Here is a 19,108-nt window from a genome sequence, read left to right on the forward strand (position 1 = left end):
CATGGTGCTATTGATTGACTCAATCAATGCTATCCGTGATTTTCTCGACACTGGTGGCCAAGTTCTCTTGGTCATCGGGGTGTTAATCTTCGCGATGTGGTTATTGATACTCGAGCGATTTATTTACTTTTTCAACGGTTTTCGAAGCTATAAACATGCTCTAAAAGCCAATTGGATTAACCGTGCAGAACGTGATAGCTGGAATGCAGAGCAAATACGCGAAGCGATGATATCGCGAGCAGGTATGCGCTTAAACACCAATCTTTCTTTGATTAATGTGATGGTTGCTTTGTGCCCACTACTTGGTTTGTTAGGCACTGTAACGGGCATGATAGAAGTGTTTGATGTAATGGCAATTACTGGCACAGGGAGTGCGCGTTCAATGGCGTCAGGGGTATCTAAAGCAACTATCCCGACAATGGCAGGCATGGTAGGTGCGTTATCTGGGGTATTTGCCTCAACGTATTTACAACGAAAAGCTAAGCGCGAAGTAGAACTACTACAAGACAGCATGGTTTTAGACCATTAAGCAAAATTTTGATAAGCGGCTTATATAAAGTCGCTCATCCTAGGAGAATAAAAATGAGAGCCCCGTTAGGAAACCTATTTCAAGAAGATGAAGCTGAAGAAATAAACATGACCCCAATGCTAGACGTTGTATTTATCATGCTTATTTTCTTTATTGTAACTGCCTCTTTTGTTAAAGAAGCCGGTATTGATGTTAACCGCCCAGAAGCCGCAACAGCGGTTAAAAAAGAGCGTGCAAATATCCTTGTGGCGATTTCAGATACAGGTGAAATTTGGATTAATAAACGTCAAATTGATGTACGCGCAGTACAAGCCAATATCGAGCGTTTAAAAGCAGAAAATCCACAAGGTAGCGTTGTGATTCAAGCGGATAAAAAAGCCACTACCGAAATGTTAATAAAGGTGATGGATGCCTCGCGCGCGGCGGGCGCATTTGATGTATCAATTGCCGCACAAGATGCGTCTTAAGGGCTAGTTATGTTGCGATATTTAGTTGCATTAGTGATAGCTGGTGTAGTGACCTTTATGTTGTTTTTAGGCATGCAGGCACTGATCACTGGCGGTGAAGGCGCTATGACGGATCCGGTAAAGGGTAACGTACTTGATTTTGTTCGCTTGAAAAAAGAAGAAACCGTACAAAAAAAAGAGCGTAAGCCACAAAAGCCACCAACACCAAAAGAGCCGCCACCACCAATGGAATCACCGCAAATGCAAAATAGTGATGCTACAGCTAATGCTAACAACTTTGACTTTGGTGCAAACGTTGATGCGGATGTAAATTTAGCCGGCGGGTTAGCACTTGAAACAAGTGATGGTGAGTATTTACCCATTGTTAAAGTGGCGCCTGTTTATCCTCGTCGCGCATTATCGCGAGGTATCGAAGGCTACGTTATTGTTGAATTTATAGTAACTAAACAAGGCACTGTACGCGACCCACAAGTGGTTAAAGCAGAGCCTGAGTCACTCTTTGATAGAGCCGCGATGGATGCAGCCCTTAAATTTAAATATAAACCCCGCGTAGTAAACGGTGAAGCCGTTGAAGTGGCGGGTGTTCAGAACAAAATATCTTTCCAAATCAGCGGTTAATTTAGTAATTAACCACGAGTATACGGACAGTAATGCGAGGCGATTATGAAACTATTTATTAAATCTGTTATGAAATTAAGCCCTACAGCTAAATTTTTTAAATTAACACTATTTTGTACCGCTGCGATCAGTACAAGTATTGTTACACCAAGTGCTCTAAGCCTGATACCAGGGCTAAGTGTAGCTACGGCATATGCAGAGCAAGAGCAAAAAACAAAACGTGTACCAGCGCTTCGTGAAAAGGTCTACAGCCAACTCGCACGTGCACAAAAACTCGCTGATGATGGCGATGTTAAAGCAGGCCTTGAAGCGCTTGATAGCATTAATGAGCGTTCATCGAGCATGAACTCGTACGAAATTGCGATGATGCATAATTTTTATGGGTTTATTTATTACAACGAAAACGATTTACCAAAAGCGATAGCTTCGTTTGAAAAGGTCGTAGCAGAGGAAGCCATTCCTGAGTCGCTTCGTTTAAGTACTACCTTTAGTTTAGCGCAACTAGCTATGGCTAATAGTGATTACACTAAAGTTATCGCATTTTTAGATGACTGGGACACTATTAACACTAAGCCTAAAACAGAAGGCTATTACTTGTTAAGGGCTCAAACATACTATCAGTTAAAGGATTATAAAAAAGGGCTTGAGTACATATCTCAAGTGATTGCTTTAAGCGACAGCGAAGGCAAAATCCCTAAGGAAAACTGGTTAGTACTACAGCGTGCCATGTACTACTCACTTAATCAAACTGACAAAGTTGTTGAAGTACTTGAGCGTATGGTAAAGCTTTATAACAAGCCTGAGTATTGGGTACAGTTATCAGGTATGTATGGTGAAACAGGGCAAGAAAAGCAGCAGTTGGCGGTAATTGAAGCGGCTTATCAGCAAGGATTTTTAACCTCTAAGTCTGATTTACGTCAATTAGCGCAAGTGTATTTATATAACGGCTTAGCATTTAAAGCCGCAGACGTTATGAGTGATGCGATTGAAAAAGGGATTGCAGAGCAAAACGCTAAAAACTATGCCTTTGTAGCTGAGGCGATGATCCAAGCAAAAGAAGACGAAAAATCAATAAAATACTTTGTAAAAGCAGCCGATTTATCACCCAGTGGTAAATATGACCAACGCTTAGCTGAAGTATATGTTAATACTGAGCAATACGAGGAAGCGGCCGACGCAGCGCGTAAAGCACTTAATAAAGGCTCACTTGATTTTGAATCAAATGCATTTGTTGCCTTGGGTATGGCTCAGTACAACTTACAAAATTTTGATGCATCTATTTTAGCGTTCGAACAAGCCGAAAAACATAAAAAATCACAGCGTTTAGCGCAGCAATGGATTAAATATGTAAAGCGCGAGAAAGTGCATGCAGAAACATTAAGAACGGCACTGCTTTAAGCTTTAGTAATAACTTTTAAATATAATTTCATAATCGCAAATCCAAACCACACTATTTTTAGTGTGGTTTTTTTATGTTTTTAATAAATTAACCACTTGAATTTTATGTAAATAACTTTGTCATCTTATGTTTATTAAAGTGTAACTGTAATGTCATATAGCTACCGTAAGGTAGGCGCTGCTGATAACTCAAGTGACCTTAAAGCATTACTTAATGTTTTAAGGTGACTTGAGTTTATTTAAAGCACTTAACAAAATAATTAAATACTTTAACGGAGTGAACAATGAAATTATCTGACTTATTTAAAGTTAGTTTGATTGCAACTGCAGTATCTTTAGCGGGTTGTGGTGGTGACTTAGTAGTATCTGAAGGCGACACAACAATAAATGAAGGCGACACAGTTACTAATGTTGTTGAAGGTGGCAGTGGTACAGTAGATGAAACATCATCGCGTGATGATTCGCAAAATGCAACTACGGGTTTCCCTGCTGATATCGACAATGCACTTGTTCAAGGCTTAGCAACGGATGTCTCAAGTGAATTTCCAGCAATAACAGATAAACCAGTGTATCGCTTAAGTGCTGATACAACATTGATTGCTGATGTTTCATTAACTAATGATGCACATTGGATTGTGAGTGGTCGTACTGCTGTGGGTAATGACCGCGCAGATAGTACAACGCTTTATATTCAGCAAGGTACAACGATTATTGGTGAGTCAGGTGATGACTTTTTAGTTGTGCGTCGAGGTTCACAAATTGAATCAGTCGGCACTGCAAGCCAGCCAATTACGATGACATCAATTCAAGATGTTACGGGTAGCGAGACAGCAATTGGCCAATGGGGTGGTTTGGTATTACTTGGTAATGCACCTGCAAACTCATGTGGAGACCAACAAGGTGAAGCAACAGCAGACGAACTTGCTAACTGTGGCGTGTCAGCTGAAGGTGATGCAGGTCAGTTCGGTGGAAATATCAGTGATGATAATTCAGGTACTCTAAAATATGTACTTGTTAAGCAAGCAGGTAAAACGCTTGGTAATGGTGATGAGTTAAATGGTATTACATTTGCCGGTGTTGGCTCTGCAACTACGGTTGATTATATCCAGGTTCACGAAAACCTTGATGACGGTATCGAGTTTTTTGGTGGTACGGTTAATGTAAGTAATGTAGTGCTGACTAACATTGGTGATGATTCACTTGATTGGTCTTTTGGTTGGACGGGTTCGGCTACTAATGTTTACATTCAACAAGCGGCTAACGTAGGCGATAACGCTATTGAAGCTGATAACTCTGAGTTTGATTCAAGCGCCACGCCATTAACACTGCCTACTATATCTAACGTAACAATCGTCGGTGCAGAAGGTAATAATGGTATTCGTCTACGCGCTGGTACTGCGGGCGCTCTTAAAAATGTATTTGTAACGGGTCCTGCTACTTACGAAAACTGTTTACGTGTAGGGTCTGATTCAGTTCCTCGCGCTGAAGATGGCACACTAACGATTGTAAACTCTATTGTGGCGTGTCAAACAACGGCAAATAATTTTGGTAGTGAAGTAATTAACGGTGGCGATGTACAATCTTGGTTTGAAGGACAAGATGGTAACCAAGTACTTACGCCTGCAGAGCTTATGCTTGCTGATGACGGTTACACGCCACTTGCTGGTTCACCGCTTATTGCAAATGGTCAAATTGGTGCTTTTGATGGATCAACTAACTGGATGGAAGGTTGGACTGTCGGTATTAATGGCGGCTTCCCTACTGATATTGATAACGCGCTTGCACAAGGCTTAGCATTAGATGTTTCTAGTGAATTTCCAGCAATTACAGATAAACCAGTATACCGTTTAACTGAAGATACAACATTTACAGCGGATGTAACGCTTACTAACGATGCACATTGGATTTTAAATGGTCGTACTGCAGTTGGTAATGACCGTGCAGATGCAACTATATTATATGTTCAAGCGGGTACAACGCTAATTGGTGAAACAGGTGATGACTTTTTAGTTGTACGTCGTGGTTCACAAATTAATGCCAATGGTAATGCAACCGCGCCAATCACTATGACATCTATTCAAGATGTAACAGGCGCTGAAACAACGATTGGTCAATGGGGCGGCTTAGTATTATTAGGTAATGCACCCGCTAACTCGTGTGGCGATCAAACCGGTGAAACGACAGCTGAAGAATTAGCTAACTGTGGTGTATCAGCTGAGGGTGACGCTGGTCAGTTTGGTGGTGATATTAGCGATGATAACTCAGGTGTTCTTCGTTATATTGTTGTTAAACATGCAGGTAAAACGCTGGGTAATGGCGATGAACTTAACGGTATCTCATTTGCAGGTGTTGGTTCACAAACAAAAGTTGAATACATTCAAATTCACCAAAACCTAGATGATGGTGTTGAGTTTTTTGGTGGCACAGTTAATGTTCGTAACATTGTACTAACTGATATTGGCGACGATGCATTCGATTGGTCATTTGGTTGGTCGGGTCGTGCACAAAATATCTATATTCAACAAAGTTCAGTTGAGGGTGATAACGCAATAGAAGCTGATAACTCAGAATTCGATTCAAATGCGACACCATTGACTAAACCGCTTATTTCTAACGTAACAATTGTTGGTGCTGATGGTACTAACGGTGTTCGTTTACGTGCAGGTACAGCGGGCGTTCTACGAAATGTTGTTATAACGGGCCCTGAAGGTTACTCAAACTGTTTACGTGTAGGCTCAGACTCTGCTGCTAATGCAGAATCGGGTGAGTTGTCTATCGAAAACTCAGCTGTTGCATGTAATGAAGATAATAACTTTGGTTCACAAGCAATTGGTAGTGGCAATGTGCAGTCTTGGTTTGAAGGTCAAACGGGTAACTTAACGCTTACGGCTTCAGCACTTAATTTAGCGACAGACGGCTTTACACCAAAATCGGGTTCACCTTTATTAGGTGCTGGTGGGGATTCATCTGAGCTTGACTCGTTCTTTACCAAAACAGATTACATCGGCGCATTCGATGGCGATAATAATTGGATGGATGGTTGGACAGTTGCTATTACACCAAGCTTTCCTGACGATATTGCTAATGCATTAGCACAAGGACTTGCAACAGATGTTTCTGCTAGCTTTCCTACAATTACAGACAAACCTGTATATCAATTAACCTCTGATGTTGTATTTACATCTGATGTAACACTGACTAACGATGCGCATTGGATTTTAAAAGGACGTACAGCCGTTGGTAATGACCGCGCTGACAACACAACACTTTATGTTCAGTTTGGTACAACGTTAATTGGTGAGTCGGGTGATGACTTCTTAGTTGTTCGCCGTGGTTCTAAAATTGAAGCGGTAGGCAGTGTAAATCAACCAATTACTATGACGTCAATCCAGGATATGACGGGCGGCGAAACTACGATTGGTCAATGGGGCGGTTTAGTATTATTGGGTAATGCACCTGCTAACTCATGTGGCGACCAACAAGGTGAAGCTACCGCAGATGAACTTGCAAACTGTGGTGTGTCTGCTGAAGGTGACGCAGGCCAGTTCGGTGGTAATGACCCTGAAGATAATTCAGGTACGCTAAAGTATGTTGCAGTTAAGCAAGCGGGTAAAACGCTGGGTAATGGCGATGAACTTAACGGTATTACACTTGCGGGTGTTGGTCGTCAGACTGAACTAGATTACATTCACGTTCATGAAAATCTAGACGATGGTGTTGAATTTTTTGGTGGTACTGCAAATATTAGTCACCTTGTTTTAACAAGCATAGGCGATGATTCACTTGATTGGTCATTCGGTTGGACGGGTAAAGCGCAATATGTACTGATTAAACAATCAGACTCTGAGGGCGACAATGCAATTGAAGCTGATAACTCTGAGTTTGATTCAAGTGCAACGCCACTAACAATGCCAACTATCTCTAATGTAACAATTATTGGTAATGTGGGTGTGAATGGTATCCGCTTACGTGCAGGTACTGCGGGTATGCTTAAAAACGTAGTGGTTACAGGCGGGGCAGACTATTCAAACTGTTTACGAGTAGGCTCTGATTCAGCGCCGCGAGCAGAGGACGGTACATTAACTGTTACTCACTCAGTTGTTGCGTGTGAAACCGCTAACAACTTTGGTACACAAGCAATTGGTACAGGTAATGTTGAATCTTGGTTCTTAGGACAAACAGGCAATTCAGTTCAAGTAGCCGCTGACCTTGGGCTTGCAGATAATGGCTATATGCCAACTGCTGAGTCGTTATTACTTGGTAATGGCTTTGATTCATCAAGCTTAGATAGTTACTTTGATTCTGTAGATTACATTGGTGCGATGGATGCACAAACAGACTGGACAGCAGGTTGGGTAAAAGTAGGCCTTTAACCCAAACCACATTATAGCCGAGCGAAAGCTCGGCTAATGTCTTGTTTTGTTTCGGAGTATAAAAATGAAATCTTTTAAACCCTCTACACTTGCTTTATCAAAGTTAAACTACGCTGTAATGGCTGCGTTACTTGGTTTATCAGTAAATACAGCCACGGCTGCTGAGCAGCAAGTAGAAGAGCAAGAAATAGAAGAAGTTGTTGCTGTAGGGCAACGATTAAAGGGCAGTGCGGGTGCTGTACTGCAAGAACGTCAAAACCAAGCGTTTGTTGCTGATATTATGGGTGCAGACCAAATATCACGTACTGGTGATAGCGATGCCGCCTCTGCACTTCGTCGTGTTACTGGTTTAACGTTAGTCGACGGCAAATTTATTTATGTGCGTGGTTTAGGTGAACGCTATTCTAGTACTCAGCTAAATAGCATGTATGTACCAAGTCCTGATCCTACTCGCTCAGTGGTTCCTTTGGATTTATTTCCATCTGAAATTATTGAAAGCTTGAGTGTACAAAAGTCATTTTCACCGGATATGCCAGCGCATTTTGGTGGTGGTAATGTAAATATTCGCACTAAATCAATTCCTTCTGACTTTTTATTAAAAGTACAAGTGGGTACATCGTACAATACTTCTAATAGCGATACCGGTTACTTTTACAGTGGCGGTGATGATGACTGGATGGGTCGAGATGATGGTTCACGAGCATTATCGGATGTGTTTACTACTGCGCTTACCAGTGATGCTGGTCTTGAGGGCAATATAAACACTACGTTAGCTGAGCGTAAAATCCTGATTCAATCGCTTGATTGGGATGTAGGTATTTCAGAAAAGGATGTTGACCCTGCTATGAACTTCTCTATTGCCTTAGGTGATAGATTTGAAAGTGAGGCCGGTACTTTTGGTGTGCTTGCAGCCGTATCTTACGATAACGAATGGGAAGTAGTTCAAGAGCAAAGCGGCTCAAGCCTTGGTAGCTTAGGCTGTGAAGACAAATGTTTTGCCCAGTATTACGATGGTACATCGACTGAGCAAAATGTACGTTGGAGCGGTACATTAAATTTAGGATATGAGTTAAATTCAAACCATAAGTTTGAGCTTACTAATATTGCACTTCATGACATGAGTGACCGCGTACGTAACCGCGATTACTTTGATGCAAATGAAACCGAAGAAGGTGTCACCGAATTACGCCGAGTAGATATTACGTACGAAGAGCGCGAAATGTTTTCGACTCAGCTTAAGGGGACGCACAACTTTCCAGAGCTAAATAATTTATTTTTTGATTGGTATGGCGGTTTAAGTCGAGCAAACCGTAATGCACCAGGTGGTTTAGATGTTGTTTATCAGCAAAATTTAGTTGATGGCGTGCTTGAATCTGAACAACTACAAGATGTAGCTGCAACAAATATCACCCGTGAGTATCAAGTATTACACGACGATGTTGAAACATTTGGTTGGAATATGGGTATGCCTTTTTATGGTGACGGCTATGAGCTTGAGTTAAAAATAGGCGGCGATTTTTCAGAGAAAAAACGTGATGCAAGTAATGTGAAGTTTGGCATTACGCACCGTGGTATAAGCGATGAGTACTCGTTCGGTTCTAACGTAAGCGATATTTTTGCGGATGAAAACACGGCGAATGACGCTTTTTATGCAAGTGTAACTGGCTCAGGTATTTTTGATGACGGGACCACTGATAGTGATAAGTACAGTGCAGCGCATAAATTAGATGCTTATTATTTTATGGCCGATTACTTCTATCAAAACACTTGGCGTTTTACTGGTGGCGTTCGATGGGAAGATTTTTCTCAAGTATCAGTCGGCTATGAAGCGCATACTAATTTCTTTGAAAATACGCTACAAGAAATCCAAGATGTAGCTATTAATGAAGATAACTTTTTTCCTTCTTTAGCTGTTACATACATCATGGATGAAGAAATGCAATTTCGCTTAAATTTAAGTGAAACAACCATTCGCCCTGATCTACGTGATGTAAGCTCTTCTTTCTTTGTTGACCCGTTAACTGAGTTTCTAGTGAGAGGATCTCCTAGTTTACAAAGTTCTAATTTAAAAAATGTTGATTTTAGGTTTGAATGGTATATGCCATCAGGTAATAATCTTTCTGTTGCATTGTTTTATAAAGACATTGAAAACCCAATTGAAATGGTTGAGCTTGCGGGCGTAGGGGGAGCATCTCCACAGCTATTAACAGCAAATGCTCAGTCGGGTAAATTGTCGGGTATTGAAGTTGATTTTTTAACTGACTTTGGCTTTATAAATAAAGATTGGTCTTCAGCATTTTTGTCAGGCAACGTTACGCTATCTGACTCAAGTGTTAATTTGGGGATTAATGATTCAGACGGTGTTGACTCACTGTTTGAAACACAGCTTAAAGAAGCCCTTGAGGCCGATACGGTATCGAATATTGTAACTAACAATGAGCGTCGTTTAGTTGGTCATTCTGAGTGGGTTGCAAACTTACAAATGGGCTATGACTCGGATGATGGATTTCACTCTACTTCATTAATTTATAATGTGTTTGGTCCTCGTATAATTGTACCTGGTACACGTGGTAATGAAGATGCCGAAGAAAAGTCGTTTCATTCAGTTGATTTAGTTTATTCTTACTTCCCTAACTTTAACTCTAAAGTTAATTTTAAGGTTAAGAATATGCTTGGCCAAGAAAAAGAAATTGAACAAGAAGGTCTTACCCTTTGGGGACAAGACACCGGCACTGAGTTTAGTTTAAGTTATAGCTATGAGTTTTAAGCTTTATTTAAAATAAAACTCAAGGAATGAAATAATAAACTTCACTATCTATTAGCTCTGTATTTTAATACAGAGCTTTTTTGTGTTTATGCTCAGTATGAAAAATATTTAAGTTCTGTTTTATTCGCTAGTTTTAGCTTTCAGCCAGTGTTAGTTTAGCGTTAATGAAAATTAAATCTCACGCAATGAATTTAATTTTTAATGTATTAAGGCATCTTTTATGAATCAAACAGTGGAACAAACAATGAAAAAAGTAGGATTAGTCGGTTGGCGTGGCATGGTTGGCTCTGTGTTATTAGAACGTATGCAGCAGCAAAGTGATTTTGCCCATATCGACACCACCTTTTTCACCACCTCACAAGCGGGTCAACTAGGCCCAGATATAGCAGGCGACGCAAAACCATTACTTGATGCAAGTGACATTAGCGAACTTGCTAAAATGGATATTATTGTTACTTGCCAAGGCGGTGACTACACCAATGCGGTATATCCAAAACTTCGAGAGTCGGGTTGGGATGGTTACTGGATTGATGCAGCTTCAGCGCTGCGTATGAGTGAGGACAGCATTATAGTGCTTGATCCCGTAAACAAAGATGTTATTGAACAAGGCTTAGAGCAAGGCGTTAAAACCTTTGTGGGCGGTAACTGTACTGTATCGCTGATGCTACTTGCATTAGGTGGTTTATTTGAGCAAGACCTAATTGAATGGGTAAGCCCAATGACTTACCAAGCGGCGTCGGGCGCTGGTGCACGAAATATGAAAGAGCTTATTGCACAAATGGGCGCTATTCATGCAAGTGTTGCAGATAAACTAGATAACCCAAGCTCTGCTATTTTAGAAATTGATAAAATAGTAAGTGAAACAATGGCGTCAAAAGACTTACCACAAGACCAATTTGGTGTGCCATTAGCGGGCAGTTTAATCCCGTGGATTGACGTACCTATGCCAAGCGGTCAGTCTAAAGAAGAATGGAAAGCGCAAGTTGAAGCGAACAAAATTTTAGGTTCTTCAAAGCAACCAGTGCCTATTGACGGTTTATGTGTACGTATTGGCGCTATGCGTTGTCATTCACAAGCGATGACCATTAAATTACGTGAAGATATTAGCGTAGAAAAAATTGAAGAAATTTTAGCGTCTCATAACGAGTGGGTTAAGGTTATTCCTAACGAGCGTGAAATTAGCGCAACAGACTTAACACCCGTTAAAGTAACAGGCACTTTAACAATTCCTGTTGGCCGTATTCGTAAATTAGCGATGGGGCCAAAATACATCAGCGCATTTACAGTAGGCGATCAGCTTTTGTGGGGAGCGGCAGAGCCACTTCGTCGTATGCTACGCATAATTGTTGATGGTGAGTAATACCAATTCGCAATAATACTTAATCAATTTGAGGGGTTAAATCTGACGCTAACTACGTTAAATATTTCTGATATAGAACAACTAAATAACGAAATCTTTGCCTTGTTATCGACACGATTTTTCTTCCCTCAAAATAGATCACTTAATTAAGCGAATTGGTATAATATATAATCAGTATTAACAAAAGGGGTTGGCAATTTGCCAGCCCTTTTTAGTTTAATGGCTTATAAAACCGCTTAAGAGGCTTAAACAATACTTTTTTATGAATGTTCACTGTTGTTTATTATTGAACTTAAGTAAACTGTTTACATTGTGCAACAGCCTATTCAAGTAACATTAATGACCTCTCATATAAATAACTTTGCCAATAAGCGATTAGCATTTGTTAGCTCCTATTTTAGTTCTGCAATTGCTATAAACACGGTTGTTTCTTGTTTTCTTATTTTTAGCAGTATTAACCACAGCGCCTCGCAAGAAAAACTTTACTGGCTTTTTACGTTATCATTTATTTCATTACTTCGAATAGCCAGCCATGTATTTGTTAACAACACCCATGCTTTTAAATATCATCTGTATTTTATAGGTTTATTATTAACGGCTTTAACATGGGCTGCTTTCCCCATTTTGTTTTATGAAAATATGCCAATGCAGGAGAAGTTTGTATCACTCGTTGTTTTTAGCTCCCTTGCTGGTGGCGGTGTAAATGTTTTAGCTTCTGATATTCGTTCCTCCTTGTCGTATATAACCTGTTTACTGGTTCCTTTTAGTATTTTATTACTCTTACAGCCTATTGAAGATGAGAATGTACTAGGTATTTTAGGGCTCGTTTTATGGTTTATTTTGTGTTTTGTTACCGCTGTACGTTCTGCTAAAGATGTAAAGTCATCAATTAATAATGAACTTAAGTTAGATCAATTTATTGAAAACTTAGAAAACGAAGTGCAACTTCGTACCGAACAAATAATCCTTTTAGAGCAAAAAGATAATTTAACTAAATTGTTTAACAGGGGGAGCTTTGTTTCTAATGTTGAACTTGATTTAGCCAATCAAAATGATGATATTAAAGCCGTTTTATTTTTAGATATGGATGACTTTAAAATCATCAACGATAAATACGGTCACGATTTTGGTGACTTTGTTCTGGCCCAAACAGGTAAACGATTAGTTGAAACACAAACTCAGGGCGATTTTATTGCTTGTCGTTGGGGAGGGGATGAGTTTATTTTTTATTCTCGTAGTAACACCGAAGACGAACTTTTTGACTGTGTTTTTAGATTAGTTAAAACTTTAACGAAAACAGTAAGCATGGATAGCTATCAAGTAAACCCTTCTTTTAAGGTTGGGCTGTATTTTACGCGTGAAAACTTTAATCTTGAAGACGCGATTAAATACGCTGATGTTGCTATGTATGAAGGTAAGAAAAGCCGTAATGAAATATCGGTATTTGACGAGCGAATGCATGAATCGCTTAAAAGAGAAGAAGTACTTCGCAGCTCAATTAAAGAGTGCGTAGAAAAAGGTGACTTTCATCTGTGTTATCAACCTATTGTTGATATAAGTACAAATGAAATAACCACGTTTGAAGTACTACTTCGTTGGCAGTTTAATGATGAATTTATTCCCCCTTCAGAATTTATAGATATTGCAGAGCGATATGGAAAAATTAATATATTAGGTGAATTTGTACTAGAACAAGCTATCGCGAGTTTAAGTAAGTTAAACGCTGTGAATAGTAAGATTGGATTGTCGATTAATGTGTCGGTGTTGCAACTAGAAAACCATAATTTTTTAGATTTTTTAGTTGCGCTTTTAAATAGATACGCAGTTAAACCATACAATGTGCATTTAGAGATAACAGAAACAGTCATGATCAAAAATTTACCGTATTTGTCAAAAGTGATTACGGCCATAAAAAATACCGGTGTGCGTATCTCTATTGATGATTTTGGTACTGGGTTTTCTTCTATATCGGTTTTAAAAGAGCTGTCAGTTGATTACATTAAAATAGACAAATCTTATATTGATAACATTTGTGAATGCTCAAAAGATAAAAGTATTGTATCTGCGGTAACTAACATGTCGCATATGATTGGATGCCAGGTAATAGCTGAGGGCGTAGAAAATACAGCTCAGTTAACGTTATTACAAAGCTTACAAATTGATAAGTATCAAGGTTTTATATTCAGTAAACCAGTTAGATTTGCCGATGCGCTTAAACTTATTAGTTAGAGCGCTGACTTTTCAGGCACAAAGTTTGTTTTATCTAGGTTCGATTTAAGCGTGCCGTGTGCTTCTGGCTCGCTGCGAGCGGTAACTTCTTTTGTGTTATTCTATTAGCTTACATTCATATGAAAATAACTTAAAACGGAGCAATCCGCCTCGTTTTTTTAATGCTATTTGCCTAAAGATTCTGCCGAAAATTCAACCTAAAAAGATAGGTAGGCCTTAGTTATAATGAACTTTTATTGACTTAATTCGCTTATATGAACTACCTGATTACGCCCTCCATTTTTAGCATGATAGAGTGCTTTATCTGCCTCATTTATTGCGCTTTCAATTGCGGTTTTATTGCATTTAATATTTATTACGCCAAAACTTGCCGTAACATTAATTACTTTATCATTAAAATGAATCGGACTACTGGCGAGTGCGTTTCTTAGTTTTTCGGGGAATGCTTTAGCTGTAGGCTCGTCGTTACGTGCTATTAATAAGGTAAATTCTTCGCCACCAATTCGGCCAAACAAATCATCTGGATTTATGCAGTCTTGCATTATTTTCGCCGCTTCTACTAACACCACATCACCTCCTGCATGTCCAAACTCATCGTTTATTTTTTTAAATTTATCTATATCCCAATAAATTAAGCTTACGTACTTATAATTATTAAGTTTATCTTTTAGTTGCTCTTGGCTTTTATTATAAAACCCACGCCTATTTAAGCAGCCCGTAAGTACATCAGTCATTGCAAGATGGTTCATTTTTTCGGCTAAATCAGACGCCATTATGAATATCATAAATACGGCCATGCCGACATGAGCAGCAGGGACAGTCATAAAATTAATTAATGTATATAGCGCTATATATTCTTCATTCACTTGGCTGCCTTGCAGTAATGCTATGCTTGCTGCAACAAATAAAAGTAATCCACATAGCGAATAAGTGATACTAGCGCCTATTTCAGCAGGGAGTGATTTTTGCTTATGCCTGAAAATAATAACCGCACTTAGTATCAGTAAGATCACATCGTAATACACATACAACGACATAAATAAGCCAACATGCACATTTATGGCTGTAAAATAATAAACAGCAGCAAGAGTTACTATTGCCGAGATGATTAAATAGCGAATTTTTATACTCGAATTTACCCTAATGCAATGCCCCCATGTACCAAGTAGCACAGAGCCTACTGAGAAGCTGCTTCCTAACATCCAATATAGTGTGTGAGAGTCAAATAATGGTTCTGCTAATATTGTTGCCCATTGGCATGCAGAGAGTGCGAATGCGATTGTCCAAAGCATGGCATATTGCTTTTTACCTAACGTAAACCACGACATTAAAAATATGACAGACCAAATAACACTGGTTAAAAAGAGAGTAACTAATATATAAAAAACAGGGTTCATGTATTTTTATTCTTGTTTGCGTTAATTTTACTTTAGTAGATGAAAGCGGTTTATTCGAATCAATGCAGGTTATTAGTTGGCAAAATTATAGATAGATAAGCATGGGAATCACTTCATTAAGCGGTGTATTTGAATAGTGGTATATCCTTTGCTGTAGTGATTGTAGTTTAAAGTTTTAAGCTTATATGGCTTTGCTCTATTTGTAATTTTATACCTAACAGGTACTTAAGTTACAAATATTAGTAATTTTTACACGTTTATTTATGTACTTAATTAAAAAGTTTAACTAATTAGAGCCTGTTTATCTTTCGAGATTAAATGTGCAGCCGTACATTTGGTTTTTAGGCAAGGTTGAGTCTATGTTGTGTGGTTGTTCTTCATAAATAGGCGATAACGCAGCATTAATGCCAAACATACGCAGCCCTACATAGAACAGAGTTTAATCCTTAAAGGTCAATAGGCCCTCGTTTTTAGCAAAGGAAGTTAGAATGCATTTTTCATCTACAACATTTCACGCCAAATATTTTAAAGGTGTAATAGCGCTGATTGTATTGCTTATAATAACGCGAATAGCCGCGCCTTATGTAGTTCAGTATTACGTAAATTATCAGTTAAAGCATACGCAAGGTGTTACGGGACATGTTGGTGATGTAGATTTGTTTTTATATCGCGGTGCCTACGCGATTGACAACGTTGAAATTTACGCTGTTGATGCAACTTCAGCTCCTAAGCCTTTACTGAGTATTCAAACTCTCGATTTTTCACTCGCGTGGTCAGCCCTTTTAAAAGGGAATTTAGTCACAAATATGGCTTTTACGCGTCCTGAGATAGTTATTTACGATAAAGACCCCAATGCTTCTGAGCAAAATCAACAAGTAAAAGATGAAACTACCTGGGTAGGGCTCGCCAATAACTTAGTACTGTTTTCTATTGATACCTTAACAATTGAGCAAGGCAAGTTAACCTTAGTTAATTCAACTAACAGTGGTGAAAACCCCACTTTTATATCAAATATCAATGCCGAAATTAAAAATATAACGAATGCGCAAAACCTATCAAAAACACTTGTGACTACTCTAAACGTAGAGGGAGCATTAATGGGCGAGGCAGCTTTGAAGCTTAATGGCAAATTAGACCCTTTTAGCAAGCAGGCTAATTTTGATTTTAACGCAGAGGTACAGCGCTTTTCAGTTAAAAATTTAGACACTGTATTTAAAGTGTATACACCGTTTGATATTGAAGCGGGAGGCATTGATGGCGCTATGGAACTTGTGGCTAAAGATAATAACTTAAATGGTTATGTAAAAGCGGGCGTTCAAAACTTGCGTGTTTTTTCGTGGCGCGAAGATATAGAAAAAGATGACGACGGCATATTTACGGCCATATTTGAAGGCAGTGTTGATTTACTGGGCTCTATCCTCGAAAACGATGAGTCTAAACTCGTTGCTGCACGCATTCCTATAGAAGGGCAATTAGATAATGCGGATGTTTCGACTTTCCAAGCAGTTACTTCGGTTTTAAAAAATGCTTTTTTTGATGCGTTTAAGATGAAAGTAGATAACGTTATTTCTTTTGAAGATACGGATAACAAACCTGATAACAATGGGAATTAAAGCACTTTGGGAATGCATGTTTGAGTTAAATGTTTAAGCTGCACCCACTTTTAAACTTTAAGTGGGTGCTTTAGTACTCTTATCAGATTAGTTTTTGCGGTTACTCAATAGCTCTTTAAGCTCAGCAATTTGGGATTTTAGTTCGTTTACTTGCCCTTGCGTTGCAGGTAATGAGCTGTCGTCTGCGAGCTCTTCTCGCGCTTTGCGGTGCTCCTCACTCATAACTTCTAAAATGGCACCTACCATCATATTTAAAAATACAAATGCGGTTAAAAATATAAACGTAAGGTAGTAAATCCAGCTTAATTCGTACACCGCCATTGTTTCGTACATTATGTCGGTCCAATCTTCAAATGTTGCCACCCTAAACAAGGTAAGCATTGAGATTGAGACGTCTTGCCAAAGTACGGGGTTTATTTCCGCAAACATCATGCTGCCCATTGCAGCGTATATATAAAAAATAACAAACATTAATAGGGCTATATAACCCATTTGCGGAATGGCTTTAAGCAATGAGTTAACTAATAAGCGCAGCTCTGGGATCATCGATACCAATCGCAGCACTCTAAATATACGCAGTAAACGAGCAATTAACATAGTAGATCCAGCAGCAGGATATAAACTGCCCAATACTATGATGGTGTCGAATATATTCCATCCTTTAGAAAAAAAGTGTTTTATGCCTTTACTTGCAATAAAGCGGATTACTAGCTCAATTAAAAAGAATGCGGTAATGCCAACGTCCATCCAATTTAGAGCAAGCTCTACGGTAGGATGTAGTGAGTAAGTGTGCGCACCGACTGTCAGGGCAGAAACAATAATTACAGCTATAACAAATGATTGAAATATCTTGCTTTTGTCTATACGCTGAAACAACTTTTGTAACTGCGACATCATAGAAATAGATCCTTTGGAGATTAAGATTTTATGGCGCTAATATACAATAATATTGTAATAATTTAACGCTTTTTCGATATAGAAAGTGTAAGGAAATTTAATGTTTATCAATAAACTAAAAAGTAGCGCATTACTTATTGTTGGATTATGTGTTTTAGCTGGTTGTAGCTCTGACGCGCGTTTTCATGAAGTTCAATCGGCGCGCCTTGATGAATGTAACTATAAAGCCGACAAAGAATATTACGAATGCCTAGATAAACAAGACTCTAACTACGAAGAGTTTAAAAAACAGCAACAAGCAGAAACTAAATAAGTAACCTTTATATTTATGACTAAAACTCAAAAGCAGCGCGATAAGCACATTCGACTAGCACTTACTAATGCATGCGAGGCAATAAAAGAAAGCGTAATTGGTTTTGATTATCTAACGCATACCATTGATTTAAATAACGAGGCCAATACGTTAAAAGTACAGTGTTATTTTAATGATGATATAGCCCTTGAAAGTGCAAAACCGCAACTTAACGAATTAACAAATATAATACTCAAAGAGCTTACGAGTATTAAGCTGAACGCAAAACCAGCACATATTTCATTTTCCGCCAATTAACAGAGCTTTTGTTGGTTTGATAGCACATGGACGTTATAATTAGATAAATTATTTTTAGGGTTTAAATTATGGCTGTTCCTACGCGTTCGCAAATTTCACCAGGTACCACAGTAAATATTGTATTAAAAGAAGATCAACGCAGCGGCACATTAACTGAGGGTGTTGTTGAGCGCCTTTTAACAAAATCACCAAATCACCCACACGGCATTAAAGTACGTTTAGAAGATGGTCAAGTTGGCCGAGTAAAAGAGATTTTATAATGGCAGCGTTAACAGAACAGGCTTTTTGGGAATTAGTAACAACGCCTGATTTAGGGCTCGATCCGCAAAGTGTGAGCGATAACCTAAAAACTAAACTTAATGATTTAAGCGATCAACACCTTATTGATTTTGATAAGCATTTTGGCATACATATGCGCAAGTGTTTTACTTGGGATTTATTTGGTGCCGCTTTTGTGATGGCTGGATGTAACGACGATTACGGCTTTAGCGAATTTAGATGTTGGTTAATTTCGCGCGGTAAAACAGTTTTCGAAAACGCCTTAGAAAATGCTGATTCTATAGCGCAGTGTACACCTGTTTATTACTTAAACGAGCAGCCTTATCCGTACATTGATGAGTACGACTTAATAGCCGGTTTATTATTTGAAGAACGTAACGAAGACGAATTGCCGTTTATCCCTTCTGGCAGTGATGAGCCCAAAGGTAAACGTTTTAAAGACAAACCTAAGTTTTTAAAGCAAAGCTACCCTTTATTATTTGCAAAGTACTGGCAATAAAATAAATACCAATTCGTATAACTAGTTAAACAATCTAATGAGTTCAATTTACCCTTTCAATTAAGCGCATTG

General features: G+C 38.8%; 15 protein-coding genes. 13 read left to right on the top strand and 2 right to left on the bottom strand.

Annotated features, from left to right (window positions below):
• Position 1 precedes the first annotated feature (1 nt).
• The 8 genes from PARC_RS20825 (at position 2) to PARC_RS20860 (ending at position 13,741) form a co-directional block, all read left to right on the top strand.
• Entirely contained in the window at positions 2-529 is a 528-nt protein-coding gene (locus PARC_RS20825; RefSeq protein ID WP_010552929.1) for a MotA/TolQ/ExbB proton channel family protein, read from the top strand.
• A gap of 53 nt (positions 530-582) precedes the next feature.
• Entirely contained in the window at positions 583-996 is a 414-nt protein-coding gene (locus PARC_RS20830) for an ExbD/TolR family protein (protein ID WP_004334764.1), read from the top strand.
• Between the two features lie 12 nt (positions 997-1,008).
• Positions 1,009-1,614 carry an energy transducer TonB gene (locus PARC_RS20835; protein ID WP_193371817.1) on the top strand — a complete coding sequence of 202 codons (606 nt, stop codon included), beginning with the start codon at positions 1,009-1,011 and terminating at the stop codon, positions 1,612-1,614.
• A 69-nt stretch (positions 1,615-1,683) separates the two neighbouring features.
• Positions 1,684-3,012, top strand: coding sequence for a tetratricopeptide repeat protein (locus PARC_RS20840; RefSeq protein ID WP_033012486.1), 1,329 nt, complete (start codon positions 1,684-1,686; stop codon positions 3,010-3,012).
• 284 nt (positions 3,013-3,296) lie between these two features.
• Positions 3,297-7,385, top strand: a complete 4,089-nt coding sequence (locus PARC_RS20845; protein WP_010552927.1) for a beta-helix domain-containing protein — start codon at positions 3,297-3,299, stop codon at positions 7,383-7,385.
• Between the two features lie 64 nt (positions 7,386-7,449).
• Positions 7,450-10,152, top strand: a complete 2,703-nt coding sequence (locus PARC_RS20850; RefSeq protein WP_010552926.1) for a TonB-dependent receptor domain-containing protein — start codon at positions 7,450-7,452, stop codon at positions 10,150-10,152.
• Between the two features lie 220 nt (positions 10,153-10,372).
• Entirely contained in the window at positions 10,373-11,512 is a 1,140-nt protein-coding gene (gene asd, locus PARC_RS20855) for an aspartate-semialdehyde dehydrogenase (RefSeq protein WP_033012476.1), read from the top strand.
• A gap of 339 nt (positions 11,513-11,851) precedes the next feature.
• On the top strand, positions 11,852-13,741 hold the full coding sequence (locus PARC_RS20860; RefSeq protein WP_010552924.1) for a putative bifunctional diguanylate cyclase/phosphodiesterase: 1,890 nt from the start codon (positions 11,852-11,854) through the stop codon (positions 13,739-13,741).
• 233 nt (positions 13,742-13,974) lie between these two features.
• Here PARC_RS20860 and PARC_RS20865 read toward each other — a convergent pair whose 3' ends face one another.
• Positions 13,975-15,138, bottom strand: a complete 1,164-nt coding sequence (locus PARC_RS20865) for a GGDEF domain-containing protein (RefSeq protein ID WP_010552923.1) — start codon at positions 15,136-15,138, stop codon at positions 13,975-13,977.
• Between the two features lie 488 nt (positions 15,139-15,626).
• On the opposite strand from PARC_RS20865, the gene PARC_RS20870 reads away from it, so the two are divergent.
• A complete protein-coding gene (locus tag PARC_RS20870; protein ID WP_010552922.1) occupies positions 15,627-16,751 on the top strand; it encodes a DUF748 domain-containing protein in 1,125 nt (374 codons plus the stop codon).
• 87 nt (positions 16,752-16,838) lie between these two features.
• Here PARC_RS20870 and PARC_RS20875 read toward each other — a convergent pair whose 3' ends face one another.
• Positions 16,839-17,648, bottom strand: coding sequence for an ion transporter (locus PARC_RS20875; RefSeq protein WP_010552921.1), 810 nt, complete (start codon positions 17,646-17,648; stop codon positions 16,839-16,841).
• Positions 17,649-17,748: 100 nt separating this feature from the next.
• Between PARC_RS20875 and PARC_RS20880 the strand changes: the two genes are divergently transcribed.
• The 4 genes from PARC_RS20880 (at position 17,749) to PARC_RS20895 (ending at position 19,036) form a co-directional block, all read left to right on the top strand.
• On the top strand, positions 17,749-17,961 hold the full coding sequence (locus tag PARC_RS20880) for a hypothetical protein (RefSeq protein WP_007583226.1): 213 nt from the start codon (positions 17,749-17,751) through the stop codon (positions 17,959-17,961).
• Between the two features lie 15 nt (positions 17,962-17,976).
• Positions 17,977-18,258, top strand: a complete 282-nt coding sequence (locus PARC_RS20885) for a hypothetical protein (RefSeq protein WP_007583225.1) — start codon at positions 17,977-17,979, stop codon at positions 18,256-18,258.
• A gap of 68 nt (positions 18,259-18,326) precedes the next feature.
• A complete protein-coding gene (locus PARC_RS20890; protein WP_007583223.1) occupies positions 18,327-18,518 on the top strand; it encodes a YwbE family protein in 192 nt (63 codons plus the stop codon).
• Positions 18,518-19,036: a DUF4240 domain-containing protein gene (locus tag PARC_RS20895; RefSeq protein ID WP_007583221.1), complete on the top strand. Its 519-nt coding sequence runs from the start codon at positions 18,518-18,520 to the stop codon at positions 19,034-19,036. Before PARC_RS20890 ends, PARC_RS20895 begins: the two co-directional genes overlap by 1 nt.
• Positions 19,037-19,108 lie beyond the last annotated feature (72 nt).

It is taken from the genome of Pseudoalteromonas arctica A 37-1-2, assembly GCF_000238395.3.
GTDB lineage: Bacteria > Pseudomonadota > Gammaproteobacteria > Enterobacterales > Alteromonadaceae > Pseudoalteromonas > Pseudoalteromonas arctica.

Excerpts from the sequence above, each read along its gene's own strand:
- PARC_RS20825 (WP_010552929.1), top strand. The coding sequence starts at position 2 with ATGGTGCTATTGATTGACTCAATCAATGCTATCCGTGATTTTCTCGAC.
- PARC_RS20830 (WP_004334764.1), top strand. The coding sequence starts at position 583 with ATGAGAGCCCCGTTAGGAAACCTATTTCAAGAAGATGAAGCTGAAGAA.
- PARC_RS20840 (WP_033012486.1), top strand. The coding sequence starts at position 1,684 with ATGAAATTAAGCCCTACAGCTAAATTTTTTAAATTAACACTATTTTGT.
- PARC_RS20845 (WP_010552927.1), top strand. The coding sequence starts at position 3,297 with ATGAAATTATCTGACTTATTTAAAGTTAGTTTGATTGCAACTGCAGTA.
- PARC_RS20850 (WP_010552926.1), top strand. The coding sequence starts at position 7,450 with ATGAAATCTTTTAAACCCTCTACACTTGCTTTATCAAAGTTAAACTAC.
- asd (WP_033012476.1), top strand. The coding sequence starts at position 10,373 with ATGAATCAAACAGTGGAACAAACAATGAAAAAAGTAGGATTAGTCGGT.
- PARC_RS20860 (WP_010552924.1), top strand. The coding sequence starts at position 11,852 with ATGACCTCTCATATAAATAACTTTGCCAATAAGCGATTAGCATTTGTT.
- PARC_RS20865 (WP_010552923.1), bottom strand. The coding sequence starts at position 15,138 with ATGAACCCTGTTTTTTATATATTAGTTACTCTCTTTTTAACCAGTGTT.
- PARC_RS20870 (WP_010552922.1), top strand. The coding sequence starts at position 15,627 with ATGCATTTTTCATCTACAACATTTCACGCCAAATATTTTAAAGGTGTA.
- PARC_RS20875 (WP_010552921.1), bottom strand. The coding sequence starts at position 17,648 with ATGATGTCGCAGTTACAAAAGTTGTTTCAGCGTATAGACAAAAGCAAG.
- PARC_RS20880 (WP_007583226.1), top strand. The coding sequence starts at position 17,749 with ATGTTTATCAATAAACTAAAAAGTAGCGCATTACTTATTGTTGGATTA.
- PARC_RS20885 (WP_007583225.1), top strand. The coding sequence starts at position 17,977 with ATGACTAAAACTCAAAAGCAGCGCGATAAGCACATTCGACTAGCACTT.
- PARC_RS20890 (WP_007583223.1), top strand. The coding sequence starts at position 18,327 with ATGGCTGTTCCTACGCGTTCGCAAATTTCACCAGGTACCACAGTAAAT.
- PARC_RS20895 (WP_007583221.1), top strand. The coding sequence starts at position 18,518 with ATGGCAGCGTTAACAGAACAGGCTTTTTGGGAATTAGTAACAACGCCT.